This is a genomic window from Kribbella sp. NPDC050820, from assembly GCF_040653975.1.
Lineage (GTDB): Bacteria > Actinomycetota > Actinomycetes > Propionibacteriales > Kribbellaceae > Kribbella.
In genome coordinates this window covers 40,823-60,794 of sequence record NZ_JBFAHB010000021.1, presented here as the reverse complement: position 1 = coordinate 60,794, position 19,972 = coordinate 40,823, and the positions used below count along the sequence as shown (strand labels likewise).

Genomic DNA, 19,972 nt, shown 5'->3' with positions numbered 1-19,972 from the left:
GGTCCATACCTTAAACACGATCTGGAGTTGCGATGAGGAAACGCCGCACTCTGGCCGCCCTGGCGGCCCTCGCCCTCGCCCTCCCGCTGGCCGCCTGTGGCGGCACCCCGGGCAGCGGCGGTGACGACAAGAAGCTGACCTTCTTCTCCTGGGACGGCGAGGAGACGATGAAGCCGCTGATCGCCAAGTTCGAGGAGCAGAACCCCGGCCTCAAGGTCGAGTTCTCCAACGCCCCGCCGGTCGCGGAGTACATCTCCACCCTGCAGTCGCGGATCCTCGCCGGTACGGCGGCCGACGTGTTCGCGATCGCGGCCGAGAACAAGACGAACCTGATCAACGGCAAGCACGTGGTCGACCTGAAGGACAAGGCGTACCTGAAGAACGTGCCGAAGTTCAACCAGACCACGTACTCCGGCCCGGACGGCGCGGTGTACGGGATGTCGGTCGCGTCCTGGGGCGCCGGCGTGCTCTACAACAAGGACCTGCTGGCCAAGGCCGGCGCGACCACGGTCCCGCAGACCTGGGACGAGTTCCTTGCCCTGTGCCACAAGTTGAAGGATGCCGGCGTCACGCCGTACCTGGAGTCCGTGCAGGGGATGTCGACGCCGCTGTCGGCCTTCCTCGGCGCGCAGAACGCGTCCACCGGCGACACCATGGACCAGAAGATCTTCGACGGCTCGGCGAAGTTCAAGGACTACTGGGTCGAGCCGCTGACGCAGTGGTCGCGGCTGTGGTCCGAGGGCCTGGTGACCCGCGGAGTGGTCGGCCTGACCGGTGACCAGGTCCGGACCGAGTTCGCCACCGGCAAGGCGGCGATGATGATCGCCGGCCCGTGGGACGTCCCCGGGGTCCGCAAGGCGGCGCCGAAGCTGAACATCGAGATGGCCCCGATCCCCGGGATCGGCGGCGGGAAGCCGTACCTGGCCGGCGCGGCCAGCCCGGGGTACGCGATCAACTCGAAGGCGAAGAACCCCGAGGCCGCGGAGAAGTTCCTCACCTTCCTGGACTCGCCGGAGGCGATGGCGCTCTACCAGAAGGCGACCGGCGCGATCACCGTCACCACCGACTTCGAGCCCGAGCTCGACCCGGCGCTGACCCCGATCGTCAAGGACGTCCGGGCCGGCAACGTCTACCTGCCGCAGATCGCCTGGAAGCGGGCCGAGGACATCCTGAACGTCGAGGCGACCGCGCAGCTCCAGCTGCTGGTGCAGGGCAAGGCAACGCCTGAGCAGGTCGCGACCGCCCTCGACACCAAGCTTGCGAGTACGTCGTGACCGCTGGCCTGATCGCTCCGGCCGGGACCTCCACCGAGGTTCCGGCCGGGGCCGCGGGCCGGCCACCGCGGACCGGCTGGGCGCGGGCCCGTGAGACGACCGCGAACCAGCTGTTCCTGGTGCCGGTCGCGCTGGTCTTCGTGGTGCTCCTGCTAGTGCCGCTGACGCAGACGTTCTACTGGAGTTTCACCGACTTCACCGGCTACTCGGCCGACGTGAAGTTCGTCGGCCTGTCGAACTACGCCAAGGTGCTGACCGACCCGTCGATGCTGGCCGGACTCGGGTTCACGCTGGCCTTCACGATCGGTACGGCGGTGCTGATCACGGTGGTCGCGATCCCGCTGGCCGTCGTACTGAACAAGAAGTTCTTCGCCCGGAACTTCGTCCGGTCGGTGTTCTTCTTCCCGGCCATCCCGAGTATCGCGATCCTCGGCCTGGTCTGGGGCTACATCCTGTCCCCGCTGGGCTCCGGCGTACTGAACTCGGTGCTGGAGAGTCTCTTCAACGCCGGTCCGTACCCGTGGTTGTCGGACGCGACGCTGGCGCGGTTGTCGGTGATCGTGGTCGCGGTCTGGGGCGGCGCCGGCTGGCACGCGATGCTCTACCTCGCTTACCTGCAGTCGATTCCGTCCGACTACTACGAGGTCGCGACGATCGACGGCGCGTCGGCGCGGCAGCAGTTCTTCCACCTCACGCTGCCGCTGCTGACCCCGGCCATTGTCATCAGCAACTTCCTGCTGATGACCGGCGGGCTCAAGGTCTACGACCTCCCGTACACCCTGACCAAGGGCGGTCCGGGCTACTCGACGTACACGATCACGCAGTCGATCATCACCAGCGGCGTCGCCCAGGGCCGCTACGGCCTGGCCTCGGCGCTCGCCGTCCTGTTCACCATCGCCGTCAGCGTGGTCGCCGTCGCCCAGCTCTGGGTCTCCCGCCGCATCGAACGGAGAGTCCTTTGAAACAACGACGTTCGCCGGTCACCAGTGTGGTGATGATCCTGCTGGCGTGCCTGGTCGGGGTGCCGCTGTACTACATCGTCGTCAACACGTTGAAGACGCAGGAGGAGATGACGCGGTCGCCGTTGGCGCTGCCGACGCAGCTGTTCCTGGGCAACTACCAGCAGATCTTCGAGACCGTGCCGCTCGGGCGGAGCTTCGTGAACACGCTGATCGTCACGGTCGCCTCGATCGTGGTGATGCTGTTCGTCGGCTCCACCGCGGCGTACGCGATGGCGATGCGGGCCAGCCGGTTCAACCGGATCTTCGGGGCGCTGCTGCTGCTCGGGTTCGTGGTGCCGGGGCAGTCGACGCTGATCCCGCTGTACCGGCTGCTGGTCGACGTCGAGCTGGTCGACACGTTGCGCGGGCTGGTGGTGATCTACACCGGCGGCTCGATCTTCGTCTACTTCCTGATCCAGGGCTACATCAGCCGGTTGCCGTTCGAGATCATCGAGGCGGCCCGGATCGACGGCGCCGGTCCGTTCCAGATCTACTGGCGGATCGTGCTGCCGCTGATCCGGCCGATCCTGGCCACCGTCGGGGTGTTCCAGACGATGTGGATCTGGAACGACTTCATCACGCCGAGCGTGTTCCTCAGCTCGCCGGAGAAGGCCACCCTGGTGCTGCAGGTGTACCGCTCGGTCGGCGAGTTCTCCACCGACTGGCCCGGCTTCATGACGATGAGTGTGCTGGTGCTGATCCCGATGGTCGTCTTCTTCATCCTCACCCAGCGCCACATCGTCGACGGCCTGCTGGCCGGAAGCGTGAAGTCGTGACCCGAGCTCCCTCGCCGCTCTACACCGATCCGGTGCACCTGGCGCCGACCGATCCGGCGGTGATCGCCGGACCGGACGGGACGTGGTGGATGTTCTACACCCAGCGCCGGGCGCGCGAGCCCGATGGCGGGACGCGTTGGGTGCACGGCACCGACATCGGCGTGGCCCGCTCGTCCGACGGCGGCCTGACCTGGACGTACGACGGGGTCGTGGCCGGCCTCGATCCGCATCCGGGCCGCAACACGCTCTGGGCGCCAGAGGTGATCCGCGCCGGCGATCGCTTCCACATGTTCACCAGCTACATCCCCGGCGTACCCGACCGCTGGGAAGGGCATCCGCGATCGATCCTGCACCACAGCTCGAGCGACCTCGTCGCCTGGCAGTACGACGGAGTACTGCCGCTCTCGTCGGATCGGGTGATTGACGCCTGCGCGCACGAGCTGCCCGGCGGCGGCTGGCGGCTCTGGTACAAGGACGAGGCGCACGGGTCGACCACCTGGTCGGTGGACTCAACGGACCTCACCGAGTGGTCGGCGCCGGTCGAGGTGATCGGTGGCGCTCCGCACGAAGGGCCGAACGTGTTCCGGCTCGGCGAGTACTACTGGATGATCACCGACGAGTGGCGCGGCCAGGCGGTGTACCGGTCGACCGACCTGACCACCTGGGAGCCCGCCGGACGGATCCTCGACGAACCCGGATCCCGCTCCCTCGACCGCGGCGTCGGTCACCACGCGGACGTCGTGGTGGGCCGGGACGAGGACGGGCTCGAGGTCGGCTGGATCTTCTACTTCACCCACCGCATCTCTGGATCCGTCGACAACGTGGTCGACCCGCGGCGGCTGACCGACATCCACGTCGCCGTACTGCGCGCGGACGGGGAGCGGCTCGGCTGCGACCGCGACGCACCGGTCGCTCTTGACCTGCGTCGTACTGTCTGAAACATCAAGAAAACAAGGAGACTTCGTTGTCGAACGCATCGTCGTCACGGGTCGTGATCGACCTGGACGTTTCCGGACCGACCATCAGCCGGCACCTGTACGGCCACTTCGCCGAGCACCTGGGGCGCTGCATCTACGGCGGCTTCTACGTCGGCGAGGACTCCGGCCTGCCGAATGAGGGCGGGATCCGGCTCGACGTGGTCGAGGCCCTGAAGGCGCTGGACATCCCGAACCTGCGCTGGCCGGGTGGCTGCTTCGCCGACGAGTACCACTGGAAGGACGGCATCGGCCCGAAGGCCGACCGCCCGTCGATGATCAACACGCACTGGGGCAACGTCGAGGAGAACAACCACTTCGGCACCCACGAGTTCATGGCGCTGTGCGAGCTGCTCGGCGCCGACCCGTACGTGAACGGCAACGTCGGCAGCGGGACCGTCCAGGAGATGAGCGAGTGGGTCGAGTACCTGACCCGCGACGGTGACAGCCCGATGGTCCGGCAGCGCAAGGCGAACGGCCGGGACGAGCCGTGGAAGGTCCCGTTCTGGGGTGTCGGCAACGAGACCTGGGGCTGCGGCGGCAACATGCGCGCCGAGGCGTACGCCGACCTGGCCCGCCGGTACGCCACCTTCTGCCGCAGCTACGGCGACAACAAGCTCTACCGGATCGCGGCCGGAGCGTCCGACTACGACCTGGCCTGGACCGAGGCGCTGATGAAGGCGATCAGCTGCCTGGGCTGCGGCCGGGAGCCGAAGAACATCTTCCAGGCGATCTCGTTCCACTACTACACGATCGCCGGCAGCTGGGACAGCAAGGGCAGCGCGACCGAGTTCGCGCTCGACGACTACTACCGGACGCTGATCAAGGCGCAGGACATCGACCGGATCATCCGCGGCCACTCCGCGGTGATGGACGCCTACGACCCGGAACGCAAGGTCGGCCTGGTGCTGGACGAGTGGGGCACCTGGTGGGACGTCGAGCCGGGTACCAACCCCGGGTTCCTGTTCCAGCAGAACGCGCTGCGGGACGCGCTGGTGGCGAGCGTGCACTTCGACGTGTTCCACCGGCACGCGGACCGGCTGGTGATGGCGAACATCGCCCAGACGGTCAACGTGCTGCAGGCGATGCTGCTGACCGACGACGACGGTGGGCTCGTGCTCACCCCGACGTACCACGTGTTCGAGATGAACAAGGGACACCACGACGCGACGGCGGTCCCGGTGCACCTGGTCGAGCAGCCGGAGCCGTACGAGCTGGACGGAAAGACGATGGACCTGCTGTCCGCGTCGGCCAGCGTGAAGGACGGCAAGGCGCTGATCTCGGTCAGCAACCTGGACCCGAGCTCGCCGGCGGACGTCGTACTGGACCTGCGAGGCGCGGAGTTCCGCAACCCGGCCGGACGGTTGCTCACGGCATCGAAGCCGCAGACGCACAACACGCCCACGGATCCCGGGGCGGTGGCCCCGGTGGCGCTCACCGACCTGGCAGCGGACCCGCGTGGCCTGCGGGTCACGCTGCCACCGCACTCGTTCGCGACAGTTAGTTTGGACGTGTGACCGGGATCTGGAACTCGTGCACCCAGTTGGCGGGGTTCTCCGGGTCGAACTGCAGCGTCACCTCCCGGGCGTAGCCGTGGCTGCGGTACCCGTTGTCCTCGATCCAGCGGGCGAGTGTCTGCATGCTGCGGTCCGCCTCGTACATGTCTCCCTGGTGCACGATGGTGGCGGCCTGCTCGAGCTCCGGTAGTTCGTGCACGTCGACGTCGGCCACTGTGTCGGCGTCGACGGGTACGGCGGCGTGCACGAGGATCTGGTCGTCCTCGGCGTCCTCGTAGTACGCGAGCGGTGAACCGGACGGCACCACGCCGGCCGCGCCGAGGCGGTCCATGAGTTGGCCGAACAGCGGCTGGATGACCGGGGCGATGTCCTCACCGTCGTAGCTCTTGGCGAGCGCGGTGAGCTGGGCGACCCGGGTCGGGGCGATGTGTTTCAGTACGACGTCGTCAGTGGGCATGTGACCCTCCTTCTCGATCAGACGGAGCCTCGCCTCGACACTGATGAGCTGGGACGCGCTCCGCGCCAGCTCGTCCTCGAGTTGCGCCCGCCGCAGCCGGAGCATGCCGCGCAGCTCCTCCGTGGACGGCTTGGCGTCGACGATCTCGTGCACCTGCTGCAGGCTGAACCCGAGATCCTTCAGCGCGATGATCCGGTTCAGCCGGCTGAGCTGCGCGGCCGTGTAGTAGCGGTACCCGGTCGCCGCGTCGACGACTGCCGGCCGGAGCAACCCGATCGCGTCGTAGTGCCGGAGCATCCGGGCCGAAACCTGCCCGAATGCCGCGAAGTCCCCGATGGTGAACATGCCCCCACCTTTCCGGTTGACACGGTGTCAAGGTCAACGGCTGATCAGGAAATGTCCCGGCGGAACCGGCCGGGAGTCTGGCCGGTGGCGTCCCGGAAGGCCTTGGTGAACGCCGACTCCGAGTGGTAACCGACCCTATCGGCGACGACCGCGACAGTGAGATCGCGGTCGGTGAGCAGGTCGGCCGCGACCATCATCCGCACCGTCGTCACGAACCCGGCGACCGTCGTCCCGGTGTGCCGGCCGAAGTGCCGGACGAACGTCGCCCGGGACATCGCGGCCACCTCGGCCAGTCGTTCGACGGTCCAGTCGGCGCCGGGATCCTGCAGTACGGCGTCGATGCCGGCTGCGATCCGGGAGTCGGTGACTGCCGTCCAGGGCGCGACCCCGGGCAGGTCGCCGCGACGCAGCATCATCGCGAACAGGGCACAGGACAGTGCGTTGAGGATGGCCGCCGTACCGGGTCCTTCGGTGAGGGCCTCCGCGCGCATCAGGGTGCTCAGCGTCCGGACTGCCTCGTCATCCGGATCGAAGGACACGACCAGCGGATCCGGCAGGCTGCGGAAGAGCAGTCCGCCGGACCGCGAGCCGACTGTGTAGTGGCCGCAGAAGATGTCGGTGACCGGCTCCTCGTCCGACGGGCTGCGGATCGTGTCGAACGCCGTACCCGGGGTCTCGACCGACGGCCGCACCCGGCCCGCGCCCGGCGTACGGATGGTGTGGGACGGACTGCTCGCGAGCAGGACGGCGTCACCGGCCTTCAGCTGGACCGTACGACCGGGGAGCTCCAGCGTGCACTCGCCGGCGAGGACGAAATGGAACGCCGCTTCCGTGTCGCCGTACGGCGCGATCTTCATCTCGGTCGTGCCCGCCAGCAGGCAGCGTTTGTCCACCGTTGCCGCCGGCCGGGCCAGCTCGATGAGCCGCGTGATGGTGTCCATGAGACTCCTGAGCAGAAAATTGCGCCGAAAAGAGCTGTTGCGTCTCAATGCTAGCGACCAAACTCAACCTCATGACTTCTACCCTGCAAGCGGACGTGGTCGTGATCGGGTTCGGCAAGGGCGGCAAGGTGGCCGCGGCCGCGCTCGGCCGGGCCGGGAAACGGGTGGTGCTGATCGAGCGCTCCGACCAGATGTACGGCGGCACCTGCCCGAACGTCGGCTGCGTGCCGACCAAGGCGCTGGTGCACCACTCCGGCAAGCGGCGCCCGGACGACCCGCCCCAGGAGTGGTTCGAGCACGCGATCGGCGAGGTGCGCGAACTCACCTCGACCTTCCGGGCCGGCAACTACGAGGCTCTGAACGGCGCGGAGACGATCACCGTGCTCACCGGCGAAGCCCGCTTCGTCGATCCGCATACGGTTGCTGTTGGCAATGATCTGCGGGTGACCGGCGAGACCTTCCTGGTCAACACCGGGTCGGAGCCGGTCATCCCGGACATCCCCGGACTACGGGAGAGCCCGCGCACCGTCACGAACGTCGACCTGATCCACACCACCCGGCTGCCCGGCCGGCTGGCGGTCATCGGCGGCGGCTACCTCGGCATCGAGTTCGCGTCCATCTGCCGCCGGTTCGGCGCCCAGGTGACGGTGCTCGAGTCGGCGGCGCGGATCCTCGGCCGCGAGGACGAGGACGTGGCCGCCGCGGCAGCGGGGATCCTGTCCGCCGACGGCATCGAGCTCGTCACCGGCGCCGACGTCCTGGAGATCCGCGGCGAGGACACAGTCGTGTACGAGCGGAACGGCCGCGAGCACACGCTCATGGTGGACGCAATCCTGGCCGCCACCGGCCGCGCTCCGGTCACCGCCGGCCTCGGGCTGGACAAGGCAGGCGTGCGTACGACGGAACGCGGGGCGATCGAGGTGGATGAGTACCTCCGCACCAGCCAGCCGCACATCTTCGCCCTCGGCGACGTCAACGGCGGCCCGCAGTTCACCTACATCTCGCTCGACGACAGCCGGATCGTGCTCGACCAGCTGCTCGGCAGCGGCAAGCGGTCCACCGCCGACCGGGTCGGCGTACCGCAGACGCTGTTCATGTCACCGCCGCTGGCCACCGTCGGGCTGACCGAGCAGACGGCCCGCGCGGCCGGCTACCGGCTCCGGATCGCGCTGGAGAACGTGGCCGACATCGTCGCGATGCCGCGGGCGTACATCGTCGAGGAGACCCGCGGGATGATGAAGTTCGTGGTCGACGCCGAGACCGACGAGATCCTCGGCGCGGCGCTGCTGAGCGTCGATGCGCAGGAGCTGATCAACACGGTCGCGCTGGCGATGCGGCACCGGATCACTGCGGCCGAGCTGCGCGACTCGATCTACACGCACCCGTCGTCGACCGAGGCATTCAACGAGGTCCTAGCAACGATCGTGCGCGCAGACTGACGCACTGGTGAGCGGGTGGCTCAGGAGGCGACGCGGGTCCGGCGGTCGCGGACGGCGGCGACCGCGAATCCGGTCAGCATCAGGGCGACGCCGCCGGTCCCGAGCCCGACCACGACGTCACCGCGGGCGTCCAGGCGCGGGTCGCACTGCATCGGCGTGATCCCCTTGTCCGGCTGGAAGACCGAACCGCAGTCCCGGCCGTCCACGGTGACCGGGCGGACGGCGAACACCACCCCGGCGATCAGCAGGACCACACCCACCGCGCCGAGAACCCTGCTCAGCACTGCCCAACCTGTCGCGCCGGGAAGGCAGCCGCAAGGACCGACCACACCTGCCTGGTCAGACCTCGCATATGGCGTTCACACTCCCCTGATAGCCCAGTCGGATTTGATCAAATCTAACGCAGCTAGTCGTCCGCGCTGAAGCCCCGACCCCACCCCGGATTGAATCTTCACCCAGTTCTAACGAACTGCGGCCCCGAACGGTTCAAACGTTAAGTACGGCGACCAGCGAGCCAGCTGCCCGCCCGTTCGCGACGTCGGACAGCGCCCGGTCGACAGCGTCGAACGGGACCACGGTGGTGTGAGCGCGGACGGGCAGCCGCGCGACCAGCCGGAACAGCTCCTCGCCGTCCCGCCGGGTGTTGGAGGTGACGCTGCGCAGGTCGCGCTCGTGGAAGAGATGACGCTCGTAGTTCAGTTGCGGGACGTCGGTCAGATGGATCCCCGCCACCGAGACCGTCCCGCCAGGCCTCACCGCCTCCAAGGCGTACGGCACGACCTCGCCGGCCGGAGCGAACACGATCGCCGAGTCCAGCGCGACGGGCGGTCGATCGGCAGTCTCACCGACGTACGCGGCACCGAGTGAGCGGGCCAGCTCCCGGTTCCGCTCGCCGCGGGTCATCACGAACAGCTCGGCGCCCTGCGCGGTCGCGAGCTGGGCCGTCAGGTGCGCGCTCGAGCCGAACCCGTAGATGCCGAGCCGGCCGCCCGGCGGGAGATTCGCCCGCAGCAGCGAGCGGTAACCGATGATCCCCGCACAAAGGAACGGCGCCAGCTCCGCGGCTGGGCGGTCGGCCGGCAGCGCGTACGCGTAGTCCTGCGGCACGACGGCGTACTCGGCGAATCCGCCGTCCGCGTCCCAGCCCGTGTACGACGACCGCGGGCACAGGTTCTCCGATCCCGCCTGGCAGAACTCGCACGACCCGCAGGTCCCACGCAGCCACGCGATCCCGACCCGATCCCCCACTGCGAACCGCTCGGCCCCGGGTGCACGCCCAATCACCGATCCCACCACCTGATGACCGGGTACGACGCCCGGCCGCCGCGGCTCCAGGTCGCCCTCACACAGGTGCAGGTCCGTCCGGCAGATCCCGCACACCTCGACCTTGACCAGCACCTCTCCCGGCCCCGGTTCCGGCACCGGACGGCGCACCCGCTGCAACGGCCCGTCGTCGATCGGCCCGGGCCGCTGCACCGCCCACACGTCCATCTGGTCGCCCATCCTCCGACCATCTCAGACGTTCAGCCGCCGGTCTCCTGTCGCCACCACGGTTCCTCCTCGTCCGGGTCCGGCGCATCCGGGTCGTCAGGCTCAACACCCCTTTCAAAACGCTTCAGGCGACTCGTCGGAGGGCCCGGTCGCGGCGCTCGGCGACCTTGGAGCCGGACTCCCGGCGGGCCATCCGGCGGAGTACGACGGGAGCGACGGCCAGCCCGATCACCGCCCAGACGCCGAGCACTGCGGCCGTCTCCAGGTGCCGCCAGGAGGCGTCGATCTCGACGACGACCGCGCTGTCGGGCAGCAGTGCCGACCGCATCCCAAGGCCCATCCAGTAGATCGGGCCCAGCTGGCCGATCCACTCCAGCCAGTCCGGCAGCGCGGTGACCGGGTAGAAGATGCCGGAGATCGCGATCAGGCCGAGCACCGGAAGCTGGATCAGCCCCTGCGACCGCGCGGTGGTGAAGACCGAGCCGAGGACCGCACCGATCGGCAGCGTCGCGACCATCCCGAGCACCAGCACCCAGACCAGGGTCAGCCAGCCCGCGGCCGAGCCGAGCGCAAGCCCCTCCACGATGAGCAGGCCGGGGATCAGCAGGATGGCCAGGTCGGCGAGCGTTCCGCCGGCCACCGAGACGACCTTGCCGGCGAGGTAGCCCGGCATCCCGTTCGGGGTCGCCTTGGCCCGCAGCAGCGTGCCGTCCTCGCGGTCCGCGGTGAGCTGCTGGCTCATGCTGACCATGCCCATCGCGGCGTTCATGCCGAGGATGCTCGGCAACGCGAGCGCGCCGAGCAGGAAGCCGGTGGAGCCGAAGTCCCGGTCCCGCAGGAAGAACAACGCGACCAGCATCAGCAGCGGCCAGAGGAAGTGGCTGAACAGCTCGGGCCCGTTGGTGAAGGACTGGCGCAGCTCGATCAGGCCGCGCTTCCACCCGGCCCGGACGGCGGACGCGTTCATGCGACCGGCTCCTTTCCACGCACCAGCGCGAGATACGTGTCCTCCAGGGAGGCACGCCGTACTTCGAGGTCGCGGACGGCGGCGCCGTACTGGGTGAAGAGGGCGCGGACGAACTCGGTCGAGTCGGCGGTGGACCTGCGGAAGTGCTGCCCGTCGATGGTCCAGCGGACCTCGTCGTCGCCGGCGATCAGCGTGGTGAGCTCGGCCGGCGAACCGGCCGCGACGATCCGGCCGTCGGTGAGGATCAGGATCCGGTGTGCGAGCTTGCTCGCCTCGTCGAGGTCGTGGGTGGTGAGCAGGATCGTGGTCGAGTGCTCGGCGGCGAGGCGCCGTACCAGGTCGTGGAAGTCGTAGCGGGCCTGCGGGTCGAACCCCGTGGTCGGCTCGTCCAGGAAAAGCACCTCGGGCCGGCCGACGATCCCGATCGCGACGTCGAGCCGGCGCCGCTGGCCGCCGGACAGGGTCCTGATCTTCTGGCCAGCGTGATCGGTGAGGCCGACCGCAGCCAGTAGTTCGTCGGCGTCCCACGGGCGATCGATGGTGCTTGTCGAGTACGGCGCGTAGTACGTGCCGAGGTGGTGCAGCAGCTCACGGACTCGCCAGTTGCCGTGGTCGCGCCAGGACTGCAGCACGATGCCGAGCCGCGAACGCCAGCGCTCGTCGCCGTGCGCCGGGTCGACGCCGAGCACCTCGACCGTTCCGGCCGACCGCAGCCGGAATCCCTCCAGGATCTCGATGGTCGTGCTCTTCCCGGCGCCGTTCGGGCCGAGCAGGGCGACGACTTCGCCGTGCCGGGCCTGGAACGAGACGTCGTGCAGGACCTCGATGTCGCCGTAGCGCATCCGCAGGCCGTCCACCGCCAGCACCATGAGGCGGCTCCTTTCGTTTCCGATTTCCTGAAAGCTACGTTGCGTTCAGGTACCCGGCAACGCCTCTCAGGGCGTGATCGCCTGACTTTCGGGGCGAAACGTGGCAATCTGTGCAATGACGATGAGATCGAATGCAACCGGCCGTTGCAATGAGCTGACGATGAACGCACTGAGGAGGCGCGGATGCCGGGTGGCAGGCTGACGCACGAGGACCGGCAGCGGATCGCGGCCGGCCTGGAGTCCGGGCTCGGGTACGCCGAGATCGCCCGCGAGCTGGACCGTCCGACGTCGACGGTCAGCCGCGAGGTCGCCCGGAACGGCGGCGCCCACGGCTACCGGGCCGACCACGCCCACTACGCCACGAGCTCACGGGCCCGGCGGAGTAGGCCGGCCGGTCGGGACGCGTCGCCGGCCGGCGATCGGGCGGTCGTACAGGACTTCGCCGAGCGCTTCGCCGCGATGATGGTCGACGGCGGCCTCCCGCGGATGGCGGCCCGGGTCCTCGCGCAGCTGTACACCGCCGACACCAGCAGCCTGACCGCGCCCGAACTGGTCCAGGTCCTCCGGGTCAGCCCGGCCTCGGTCTCCAAGGCGGTCGGCTACCTGGAGCAGGTCGGCATGATCCATCGGGAGCCCGACCCACGCCGCCGGCTCCAGCACTACATCATCGCCGAGGACGTCTGGGTGCACGCCTGGAAGGTCAGCGCCCGCACCAACCTGAACTGGGCCGAGACCGCCGCCGAAGGCGCCGAACTGCTCGGCTCCGAGTCACCTGCGGGTGTTCGCCTGGGCAAGATGGCCGACTTCTTCCACCGCTTGGGCGAGGACATGGCCGGCGGGCCGGCCTTCGAGGTCATCGACGACGCCTTCACCGTGCTCGCCGCGCTCCTGCACGCGACCCGTCCGCTCACCGCGGACGAGCTGGCCGGAGCCTTGGGCTGGCCACCTGAGCGCATCACCGAGGCGCTCGTCAATGCGACCAAGTACGACGAGTACACCGACCCGGTCGTCCTCGACCAGCCGACGGCGGACACCTACACGGCCGTGCCGACGCCGACCCGGCTCTCGCCGGAGCAGCTGGCAGCGCTCAGCTAGGACCTGGGTACGGGTGCATCCCGGCCGGGTACTCGTTGCCGTGAGCCACCAGCCAGCCGGCCGAGTCGACGATCAACGCGGCGGTGATGTCGAAGGCGTTCAGGCTGTCGCCGTCCCCCGCCGCCAGGTTGGCCACGTGCCCGCCGGCGAACAGCAGGATCTCGCGGCCGCCGACCCGATGACTCGTGACCGACGGGATCGCCGGCTCGCCGGCCCCCAGCGCCTCGAGGTCGAGCTCGTCCGGGGAGTGACCGGCGTTGACGATCAGGCACCCGTCCTTCAGGCCGCGGATCACGTCCGCGGAGACGGTCCCGGTCCGCCCGGTCGCGGTGACCACGATGTCGGCCCGGTCGCCACCGACATCGACGACCTCGAAGCCGTCGTACGACGCGACGAGAGCGCGGGCCGGATCGACCTCGGCGACCTGCACGATCGCTCCGAGGCCCCGCGCCGTACGGGCCAGGCCGGCGCCGACCTCGCCGTATCCGACGACCAGGATGTCGAGGCCGTTCAGTGAGAGCTGGGTCCGGGCGACGACCGTGTGCCAGGTGCTAGTGCCGACCGTGAACCGGTTGTGCAACTGGTTCTTCAGCGGTACGCCGTCCAGGTCGAACACCGGGTAGGACAACGCCAGCTCGGCGACTCGGTTGAGCCCGGTCCGCGTCATCTCGATCCCGGCGACGACGCCGTCGTACCCGCGCGCCGCAGCCTCGACCACGATGTCGCCGCCCATCTCGACGGTGTGCGTCGGAGCCCACTCGACACAGGCGCCTGGGTCGGTGACCTGGATCCCCCAGGTCTCGACCAGTCGCTGAATGTCCGGCCGGGTCGTCGCCGGATCGGCCGGGTGCACGATCACCGCGGCCCCGGCCTCCCGGTACGCCTGGAGGAACAGCGCCGACTTCAGATCGAGGTGCGCTGTGACCGCGAGCCGCACGGACGCCATGTCCGGCAACCGCCCGGCCGCCGCAGCGGTCCGCTGCATCCAGCGCCGCGCCCACGCCAGCCGCTGCTCGAGCTCAACCCCTTGCCACGCAGTCGTCGGAAAGTCCACTCGCTCACGATGTCACACGACCAGCGAGCGCAGCAGGCGGCCGGTGATGAGGCCGTCGGCGAGCCCGAGCTCGACCAGGTCGTCGAAGATGGCCTGATCGTTCGCGGCGGCGCGGATACCGGCGTCGAGGACGCGGGCAGAGCGCGTGAGCTGAGCAGTCAGCGCGGTGTGCCGGAGGTGCTTCGCCAGCAGGCGTCTCGTCTGGCGGCGGTACGACGTACCGGCGTCGGTGCTGTTGTCGTGCAGTGCCTCGGCGACCGCTCGGCCGGCCAGGAGACCGGTCGCGACGGCGTAGTAGATGCCCTCGCCGGTCATCGGGTTGATCAGCCCGGCGGCGTCACCGGCGAGCATCACCGGGCCTGACTGCGGGCGCCAGAACCAGCTCGACAGCGGCAGGTGATGGCCCCACCAGGACTTCCCGCCGTCGGTTGCTCCGGGCAGCAACTCCTCCAGGTGCGCGAGCAGGTCGGCTCGGGTCGGGCGGGGGCGACTGGCCGTGAGCTGCTCGCCGTACCCGACGTTCGACCAGCCGTCGCCACGGTCGAAGGACCAGGCGTACGACGGCTGCCGGCCCGGACCGTAAGCGATCACTTGGCTCGCCGCCCGCTCGGGCGGGGTCGGCGCGTACCCGCGGATCGCCAGCGCGACCGGTCCCGGCGGCACCCCGAGATCCCGCCGTACGACGGAATGCGCGCCGTCCGCGCCGACGACGAACCGGGCCTCGAGCTCACCGTCCACAGTGATGAAGTCCTTGGCGACCCTGATCCCGCGGACGCGACGCCGAATCAGATCCGCCCCGGCGGCCTGGGCCGCCTCGGCGAGCCGCTGGTCGAAGACGGTCCGCGGCACCACCCAGTTCGGCCGGGCCATGTCGCGGTCGACCCCGACCGGGCCCCGGGTCAGCGTGAACCGCCGTACCGGCGTCCAGTCGTCGACGATGCCGGTCACCCCGACCTCGGCCAGCAGGTCGAACACGTGCGGCGCGATCCCGTCCCCGCACGCCTTGTCCCGCGGGAACTCGTGCCGATCCAGCAGCAGCACCGACAGGCCGGGATCCACGGCCAACGCCCCCAACGCCGCCGAAGCCCCGGCCGGCCCCGCCCCGACCACCACGAGATCCCACACGCCTCCCAGTGTCGCGAAGCGGTAGCGCGCACGCGACCTCCAAGCGGGTCTCAGGCGCACTGTGCCGGGGCGTGCCGATCTCTAGCGTCGGGAGTGACTTCGAGGAGGATCGATGAAACTGCTACTGGTCTTGGCGCTGTTGTCGGGTACGGCGCATGCCACGGAAGAACCGCCCGCCATCCAATGGCACCACTGTCAGCTCAACGAAGCCGACGCCGAGGGCGCTGCGCTCGATGAGGCCGGGGCGGAGTGTGGTGAGCTGAAGGTGCCGCTCGACTACAGCCGGCCGGACGGGCCGAAGATCACCATCGCGATGTCGCGGCTGAAGGCGACCGGTGACCGGATCGGTGCGATGGTGCTCAACGACGGCGGTCCGGGTGGTCCCGGGCTGACGATGCCGCTGCGGCTGCGGGTCGCGATGAAGGAAGCCGGGTCGCGGTACGACCTGATCGGACTCGATCCGCGCTTCGTCGGCCGCAGTACGCCGGTGGACTGCAAGCTCCCGCTGGCGGGCTGGCCGTGGTCCGGCGGCAGCGACCGGTCGTCGTTCGCGCGTTCCACCCGCCAGCAGGCCGACATCGCCGCGCGGTGCGCCGAGAACGCGGGATCGGTGCTGTCGTACATCACCACGCGGAACACTGCCCGGGACATCGACCAGGTCCGGATCGCGCTCGGCGAGGAGAAGATCTCATACCTCGGCTACTCGTACGGCACCTACCTCGGCGCGGTCTACCTGCAACTGTTCCCCGGCCGCACGGATCGCGTCGTCCTGGACGGGCCGATGGATCCGTCGAAGTACGGACCGCAGCTGCTGCGGGACGTCGGCCCGGCGAACGAGGCCGCACTGCGTGCTTGGGCGACCTGGGCGGCTGCCCGGCACTCGACGTACCAACTGGGTACGACGACCGCGCAGGTGCTGGCCAAGATCGACCGGATCTACCGGGTGACGGCCGAGAAGGGCCTACGGATCGGGAAGTACACGCTCGACGAAGGGTCGATGCCGATGGTGTTGTTCGGCCCGCTGGCTGACGACCGTGATCCGGCCCGGGCGACGTACGCCGAGTTCGTGCAGACGTTGCTCGCGGCCACCAACGGGCCGGTCGAGCCGGGCGAGAAGCTCGGCGGGTTCCTCGAGCTGCTGCTGACCCCTGCGTTCTCGCAGTTGATCAGCGCGCAGATCGCCATCCCGTGTGGCGACCGGGCGGTCTCGCGGGATCCGCAGACCTACTGGCGCGACATCCAGCAGCACCGGCGTGCCGAGCCGTACTTCGGTTCGCTCACCCGGATGATCTCGCCGTGCGCGTTCTGGCCGGTGCAGCCGCAGGAGCCGTTGACCCGGATCGCCAACCGGGAGCCGGCGCTGATCGTCGCGGCCGACGGCGACCCGCGCGCGATCTATGCGAACGCCGCGCAACTGCAGAAGGGCCTGACGAAGGCACGCCTGCTGACCCTGAAGAACGCGCGCAAGCACGGCGTCTTCGGTGAGTACGGCAACGACTGCGTCGACAACCGGGTCGTGTCCTACCTGATCAGCGGCCGCCTCCCGGCCACCGACCAGACCTGCTACTGACCGGGACGCCGACCGGGTTTGTGCGCACGGCGGGTCGCAGTACGACGTACTCGCGGGACCAGCCGGTCGGCGTGGCCGGTGGACTCGCTAGCGCTGACCGGACGAGCCTCCTCCAGATCCACGATCTTCGGCGGCGGCGGGACGTAGATGTGGATCGTCTCCTCGTCGTCCGGAGTCGGTGGTGGTGGCGCCGGGACCGGCACGGGCTGGGCGCGGGCGGCGGACTCCTTGCTCGCCCGGGGCCGGGGGGCCGCCGCCACCGCCACCGCGGCGACCGGGACCCGGACCGGGCGGCGCCGCAGCTTGGTCCGCAGCTCGAGGCCCAGTACGTCGATCAGTTTGCTGACGGCAACGATCGAGATGGCGACCGCGGCGACCGTGCACCCGGCGAACAGCACCGCCTGGCCACCGGCCTTCCAGTTCGTCGGGTCGGTCCGGCGCATCGCGGCGAGCATCGCCACGACGACCGCGTTGGTGAGGCCGAAGGCGACCGCCACCCCGACCGTCCGCAGGAGCACCGCACGCTCCAGCCCGAAGTCGTCGGCCGCCGCGACCAGACCGGCGATCAGACCGGCCAGGACCGGCACGGTGTAGACCAGCGCCAGCGTGAGCCCGGGGCTCGCGATCAGGTAGAAGACGTCGAAGACCAGCGCCGTTCCGGTCAACGCGGCCGCGAAGCAGACCACCATCGGCGGGTACGACCGCACGATGGTGACCGCGTCCGCGGGCACTGTCCTGAACATCCGGAACGCCAAAACCACCGACTCCATCCGTCGTTTCCCCCATTGTGCAACCACCCGGGGCCCGGCGTGACCATCCCGGGCGGGTGAGTCCCCACCATGAGCACGGACAGATGAACGACGAACGCCCACCCGGCGTCACGGGCAGCCGGCACCTGCCCGGGGTTGCCCCGGGCAAGCACCGGCGTGCGGGTCAGGCGGCGGCCGGGAGCGGGGCCAGCTTGGTGCGGAGGTCGTCAAGGATCTTGCGGAGGACCCGGGAGACCTGCATCTGGCTGACGCCGATGTCGCGGCCGATCTCGGACTGGGTCCAGCCCTCGACGAACCGCAACTGGAGGATCCGGCGTTCCCGCGGCCCGAGCTCGGACAGCACCGGCTGCAGCATCTCGACCGTCTCCAGCTGGTCGATGCTGCCGTCCTCGGTGTCGGCGACCACGTCGGCCAGCGTCAGGTCGGCGTCCACGTCGGACGGGCGGTCCAGCGACAGGACGTTGAAACACCCCTTGGCAGCGAGCGCTTGCTCGACCTCGCTGACCTCGACGTCCAGGTGCGCGGCGATCTCGGCCGGCGTCGGCTCGCGGTTCAGCTGCTGCTCGAGCAGCGGCAGCTTGGTCGCGATCGTGCCCTGCATCTCCTGCAGCCGGCGCGGGATCCGCACTGTCCACGCGCAGTCGCGAAAGTAGCGTTTCACCTCGCCCCGGATGGTCGGGATGGCGAACCCGATGAACGGCGTGTCGGCGTCGAGGCGGTAGTGGTGGGCCGCCTTCACGAGGCCCAGGTACGCGACCTGCTCCAGGTCGTCCGCCTCGGCCCCGCGGCCTCGAAACCGGCGGGCGATCCCGCGGGCCATCTCGATGTTGAGCTCGACGACCTCTTCGAGCAGCCGTTGCCGCTCTGCTTCGTCGGTGCTGGCAGCCCTGCGCTCCATCAGCTGTCGGGTGGCTGCTTCCCGGGCGGCCCGATCGGCCGCGGTCGAACACTGAACAGGAACCTGCTGTTCTACGGTGACCATTTGGTATGACCTCGCGACGGTGAGTCACGGCGTGGCACGTATCTGGACCACGGTCATGCCCTTGCAATCTCGCCCGTACCCCACCTGGCGAGAACTCATGCGCGCGACACGCGCGCGACCCTATGCCTTGTCTGTGGGGGCGGGCTGGGTGTCGTTGTGGCGGGTTCGGCTCGTGCGGCGGGCTTCGTCGGTGCGGGCGCCGACCTCGGTGATGCGGTCGGCCAGCGCCTCGTGATCCTTGCCGAGCTGCGCGCCCGCCGCGGCGAGCGGCGCGAGCAGAGCGGCCGAGTCGTTGTTGCCGAGGGCATCGTGTACGGCGTCGACACTCGCCTGCGCCGTACCGTCGAGCCCGTCGAGGGCCGCGACCTGTCCGGCGAGCCTGCGCAGGTCGGCAGCGTTGTCCCGGGCCCAGCTCGCGACCGCGCGGTCGCCGGCCCGCTCGTCCCGGGCCGCCTGCACCCGCTGCTCGCCGTTCAGTTCCGGTTGCGACGCGTGCGGGTTGAGCCGGAGATAACGCCGTTCGGCGGCTTGCCGGCTGGAGACGCCGAGCACGGGGGCCAACCGGATCCAGCTGATCCCGGCGGCCCGGGCCGCCTCGATCAGCCGTGGCTCCCAGCCGTTCAGCTGCTCGCGCAGTTCCCGGAGCGCCACCAGCGCGTCCAGCACCTCGTCCGCGGCGGAATCGCCCTCCACCCCGGGGACGTTCGGGGCGGAGGGCAACCTCCCCAGCACCTCGAGCAAGAGTTCCAGAGCCGCCGCCGGAGCGGGCGTATCGGGCTGTGCCATCGGAACTCCTGTCGGGCGTCGGCGGTCAGGCGTCGAGCTGTTTGCTGTCGCCGACAGTCTCCCCGGTCACGGTCCGGCTGCCGGTCTCACCGCCGGCGACCGCGATCCTGCGCGGCTTGGCCTGCGCGGCGACCGGGATCTTCAGCGTCAGCACGCCGTTCTCGTACGACGCGCTGATCCGGTCCGCGTCGAAGGTGTCACCGAGGAACAACTGCCGCGAGAACACCCCGAGCGGTCGCTCCGCCACCTGCATCTCGACGTCCTCGTCCAGCGCGGCCGGACGGCGCTCCGCCTTCACGGTCAGCACGTTCCGCTCGATGTCGAGGTCGATCGCGTCCGGGCTCACTCCGGGCAGGTCGAACACGATCACGTAATCGTCACCCGACCGGTAGGCGTCCATCGGCATCGGGCTCGGCCGCGACCACGTCCCCGGTGACACCGCACCGGTCAACTGCTGGGCGAGCCGGTCGAACTCCCGGAACGGGTCAGTGCGCATCAACATCGTTCCACCTCCAGGTTCATCAGTCGGTGTCAACACG

20 protein-coding genes are annotated in these 19,972 nt (G+C 69.5%); 8 read left to right on the top strand and 12 right to left on the bottom strand.

Features of this window, described 5'->3' with window-relative positions; all coding sequences use genetic code 11:
- Nucleotides 1-32: 32 nt before the first annotated feature.
- Genes AB0H36_RS20075 through AB0H36_RS20055 form a run of 5 tightly spaced genes read left to right on the top strand, consistent with a single transcriptional unit; the run spans nt 33 to nt 5,542 of the window.
- A complete protein-coding gene (locus tag AB0H36_RS20075; protein WP_360525057.1) occupies nt 33-1,274 on the top strand; it encodes an extracellular solute-binding protein in 1,242 nt (413 codons plus the stop codon).
- Entirely contained in the window at nt 1,271-2,236 is a 966-nt protein-coding gene (locus tag AB0H36_RS20070) for a sugar ABC transporter permease (protein ID WP_360525054.1), read from the top strand. Before AB0H36_RS20075 ends, AB0H36_RS20070 begins: the two co-directional genes overlap by 4 nt.
- Nucleotides 2,233-3,051, top strand: coding sequence for a carbohydrate ABC transporter permease (locus AB0H36_RS20065; protein WP_360525051.1), 819 nt, complete (start codon nt 2,233-2,235; stop codon nt 3,049-3,051). Before AB0H36_RS20070 ends, AB0H36_RS20065 begins: the two co-directional genes overlap by 4 nt.
- Nucleotides 3,048-3,989: a hypothetical protein gene (locus tag AB0H36_RS20060; protein WP_360525048.1), complete on the top strand. Its 942-nt coding sequence runs from the start codon at nt 3,048-3,050 to the stop codon at nt 3,987-3,989. Before AB0H36_RS20065 ends, AB0H36_RS20060 begins: the two co-directional genes overlap by 4 nt.
- Before the next feature lie 26 nt (nt 3,990-4,015).
- Nucleotides 4,016-5,542 carry an alpha-L-arabinofuranosidase C-terminal domain-containing protein gene (locus AB0H36_RS20055; RefSeq protein WP_360525045.1) on the top strand — a complete coding sequence of 509 codons (1,527 nt, stop codon included), beginning with the start codon at nt 4,016-4,018 and terminating at the stop codon, nt 5,540-5,542.
- On the opposite strand, the gene AB0H36_RS20050 is transcribed toward AB0H36_RS20055, so the two are convergent.
- Nucleotides 5,526-6,344: a MerR family transcriptional regulator gene (locus AB0H36_RS20050; RefSeq protein ID WP_360525042.1), complete on the bottom strand. Its 819-nt coding sequence runs from the start codon at nt 6,342-6,344 to the stop codon at nt 5,526-5,528. The genes AB0H36_RS20055 and AB0H36_RS20050 overlap by 17 nt on opposite strands.
- 44 nt (nt 6,345-6,388) lie before the next feature.
- Nucleotides 6,389-7,285 (bottom strand): AraC family transcriptional regulator, encoded by an 897-nt coding sequence (locus tag AB0H36_RS20045; RefSeq protein ID WP_360525039.1) that lies wholly within the window; start codon nt 7,283-7,285, stop codon nt 6,389-6,391.
- A gap of 71 nt (nt 7,286-7,356) precedes the next feature.
- Here AB0H36_RS20045 and AB0H36_RS20040 point away from each other — a divergent pair, with 71 nt between their 5' ends.
- Nucleotides 7,357-8,724, top strand: coding sequence for an FAD-dependent oxidoreductase (locus AB0H36_RS20040; RefSeq protein ID WP_360525036.1), 1,368 nt, complete (start codon nt 7,357-7,359; stop codon nt 8,722-8,724).
- Nucleotides 8,725-8,744: 20 nt separating this feature from the next.
- Here AB0H36_RS20040 and AB0H36_RS20035 read toward each other — a convergent pair whose 3' ends face one another.
- The 4 genes from AB0H36_RS20035 to AB0H36_RS20020 form a co-directional block, all read right to left on the bottom strand.
- The gene (locus AB0H36_RS20035; RefSeq protein ID WP_360525033.1) at nt 8,745-9,008 is read right to left on the bottom strand and encodes a hypothetical protein; all 264 of its coding nucleotides are present in this window, start codon (nt 9,006-9,008) and stop codon (nt 8,745-8,747) included.
- 202 nt (nt 9,009-9,210) lie between these two features.
- On the bottom strand, nt 9,211-10,227 hold the full coding sequence (locus AB0H36_RS20030) for a zinc-dependent alcohol dehydrogenase family protein (protein WP_360525030.1): 1,017 nt from the start codon (nt 10,225-10,227) through the stop codon (nt 9,211-9,213).
- Between the two features lie 112 nt (nt 10,228-10,339).
- Nucleotides 10,340-11,182 carry an ABC transporter permease gene (locus tag AB0H36_RS20025; protein ID WP_360525027.1) on the bottom strand — a complete coding sequence of 281 codons (843 nt, stop codon included), beginning with the start codon at nt 11,180-11,182 and terminating at the stop codon, nt 10,340-10,342.
- A complete protein-coding gene (locus AB0H36_RS20020) occupies nt 11,179-12,051 on the bottom strand; it encodes an ABC transporter ATP-binding protein (RefSeq protein WP_360525024.1) in 873 nt (290 codons plus the stop codon). The genes AB0H36_RS20025 and AB0H36_RS20020 overlap by 4 nt, the downstream gene beginning before the upstream one ends.
- Nucleotides 12,052-12,234: 183 nt before the next feature.
- Here AB0H36_RS20020 and AB0H36_RS20015 point away from each other — a divergent pair, with 183 nt between their 5' ends.
- Nucleotides 12,235-13,146 (top strand): MarR family transcriptional regulator, encoded by a 912-nt coding sequence (locus AB0H36_RS20015; RefSeq protein WP_360525021.1) that lies wholly within the window; start codon nt 12,235-12,237, stop codon nt 13,144-13,146.
- Here AB0H36_RS20015 and AB0H36_RS20010 read toward each other — a convergent pair.
- Together AB0H36_RS20010 and AB0H36_RS20005 are read right to left on the bottom strand one after the other, a co-directional pair.
- Complete coding sequence (locus AB0H36_RS20010) at nt 13,139-14,200, bottom strand: hypothetical protein (RefSeq protein ID WP_360525018.1); 1,062 nt, start codon at nt 14,198-14,200, stop codon at nt 13,139-13,141. The genes AB0H36_RS20015 and AB0H36_RS20010 overlap by 8 nt on opposite strands.
- Nucleotides 14,201-14,212: 12 nt before the next feature.
- Entirely contained in the window at nt 14,213-15,325 is a 1,113-nt protein-coding gene (locus AB0H36_RS20005) for an NAD(P)/FAD-dependent oxidoreductase (protein WP_360525015.1), read from the bottom strand.
- A gap of 112 nt (nt 15,326-15,437) precedes the next feature.
- On the opposite strand from AB0H36_RS20005, the gene AB0H36_RS20000 reads away from it, so the two are divergent.
- Nucleotides 15,438-16,895, top strand: a complete 1,458-nt coding sequence (locus tag AB0H36_RS20000; RefSeq protein WP_360525012.1) for an alpha/beta hydrolase — start codon at nt 15,438-15,440, stop codon at nt 16,893-16,895.
- Here the strand turns inward: AB0H36_RS20000 and AB0H36_RS19995 are convergent.
- The 4 genes from AB0H36_RS19995 to AB0H36_RS19980 form a co-directional block, all read right to left on the bottom strand.
- Complete coding sequence (locus AB0H36_RS19995; protein ID WP_360525009.1) at nt 16,889-17,665, bottom strand: hypothetical protein; 777 nt, start codon at nt 17,663-17,665, stop codon at nt 16,889-16,891. The two genes, AB0H36_RS20000 and AB0H36_RS19995, sit on opposite strands and share 7 nt — an antisense overlap.
- Before the next feature lie 163 nt (nt 17,666-17,828).
- Complete coding sequence (locus AB0H36_RS19990; protein ID WP_360525006.1) at nt 17,829-18,563, bottom strand: sigma-70 family RNA polymerase sigma factor; 735 nt, start codon at nt 18,561-18,563, stop codon at nt 17,829-17,831.
- A 204-nt stretch (nt 18,564-18,767) separates the two neighbouring features.
- Entirely contained in the window at nt 18,768-19,433 is a 666-nt protein-coding gene (locus AB0H36_RS19985; protein WP_360525003.1) for a hypothetical protein, read from the bottom strand.
- A 25-nt stretch (nt 19,434-19,458) separates the two neighbouring features.
- Nucleotides 19,459-19,935 (bottom strand): Hsp20/alpha crystallin family protein, encoded by a 477-nt coding sequence (locus tag AB0H36_RS19980; RefSeq protein WP_360525000.1) that lies wholly within the window; start codon nt 19,933-19,935, stop codon nt 19,459-19,461.
- Nucleotides 19,936-19,972 lie beyond the last annotated feature (37 nt).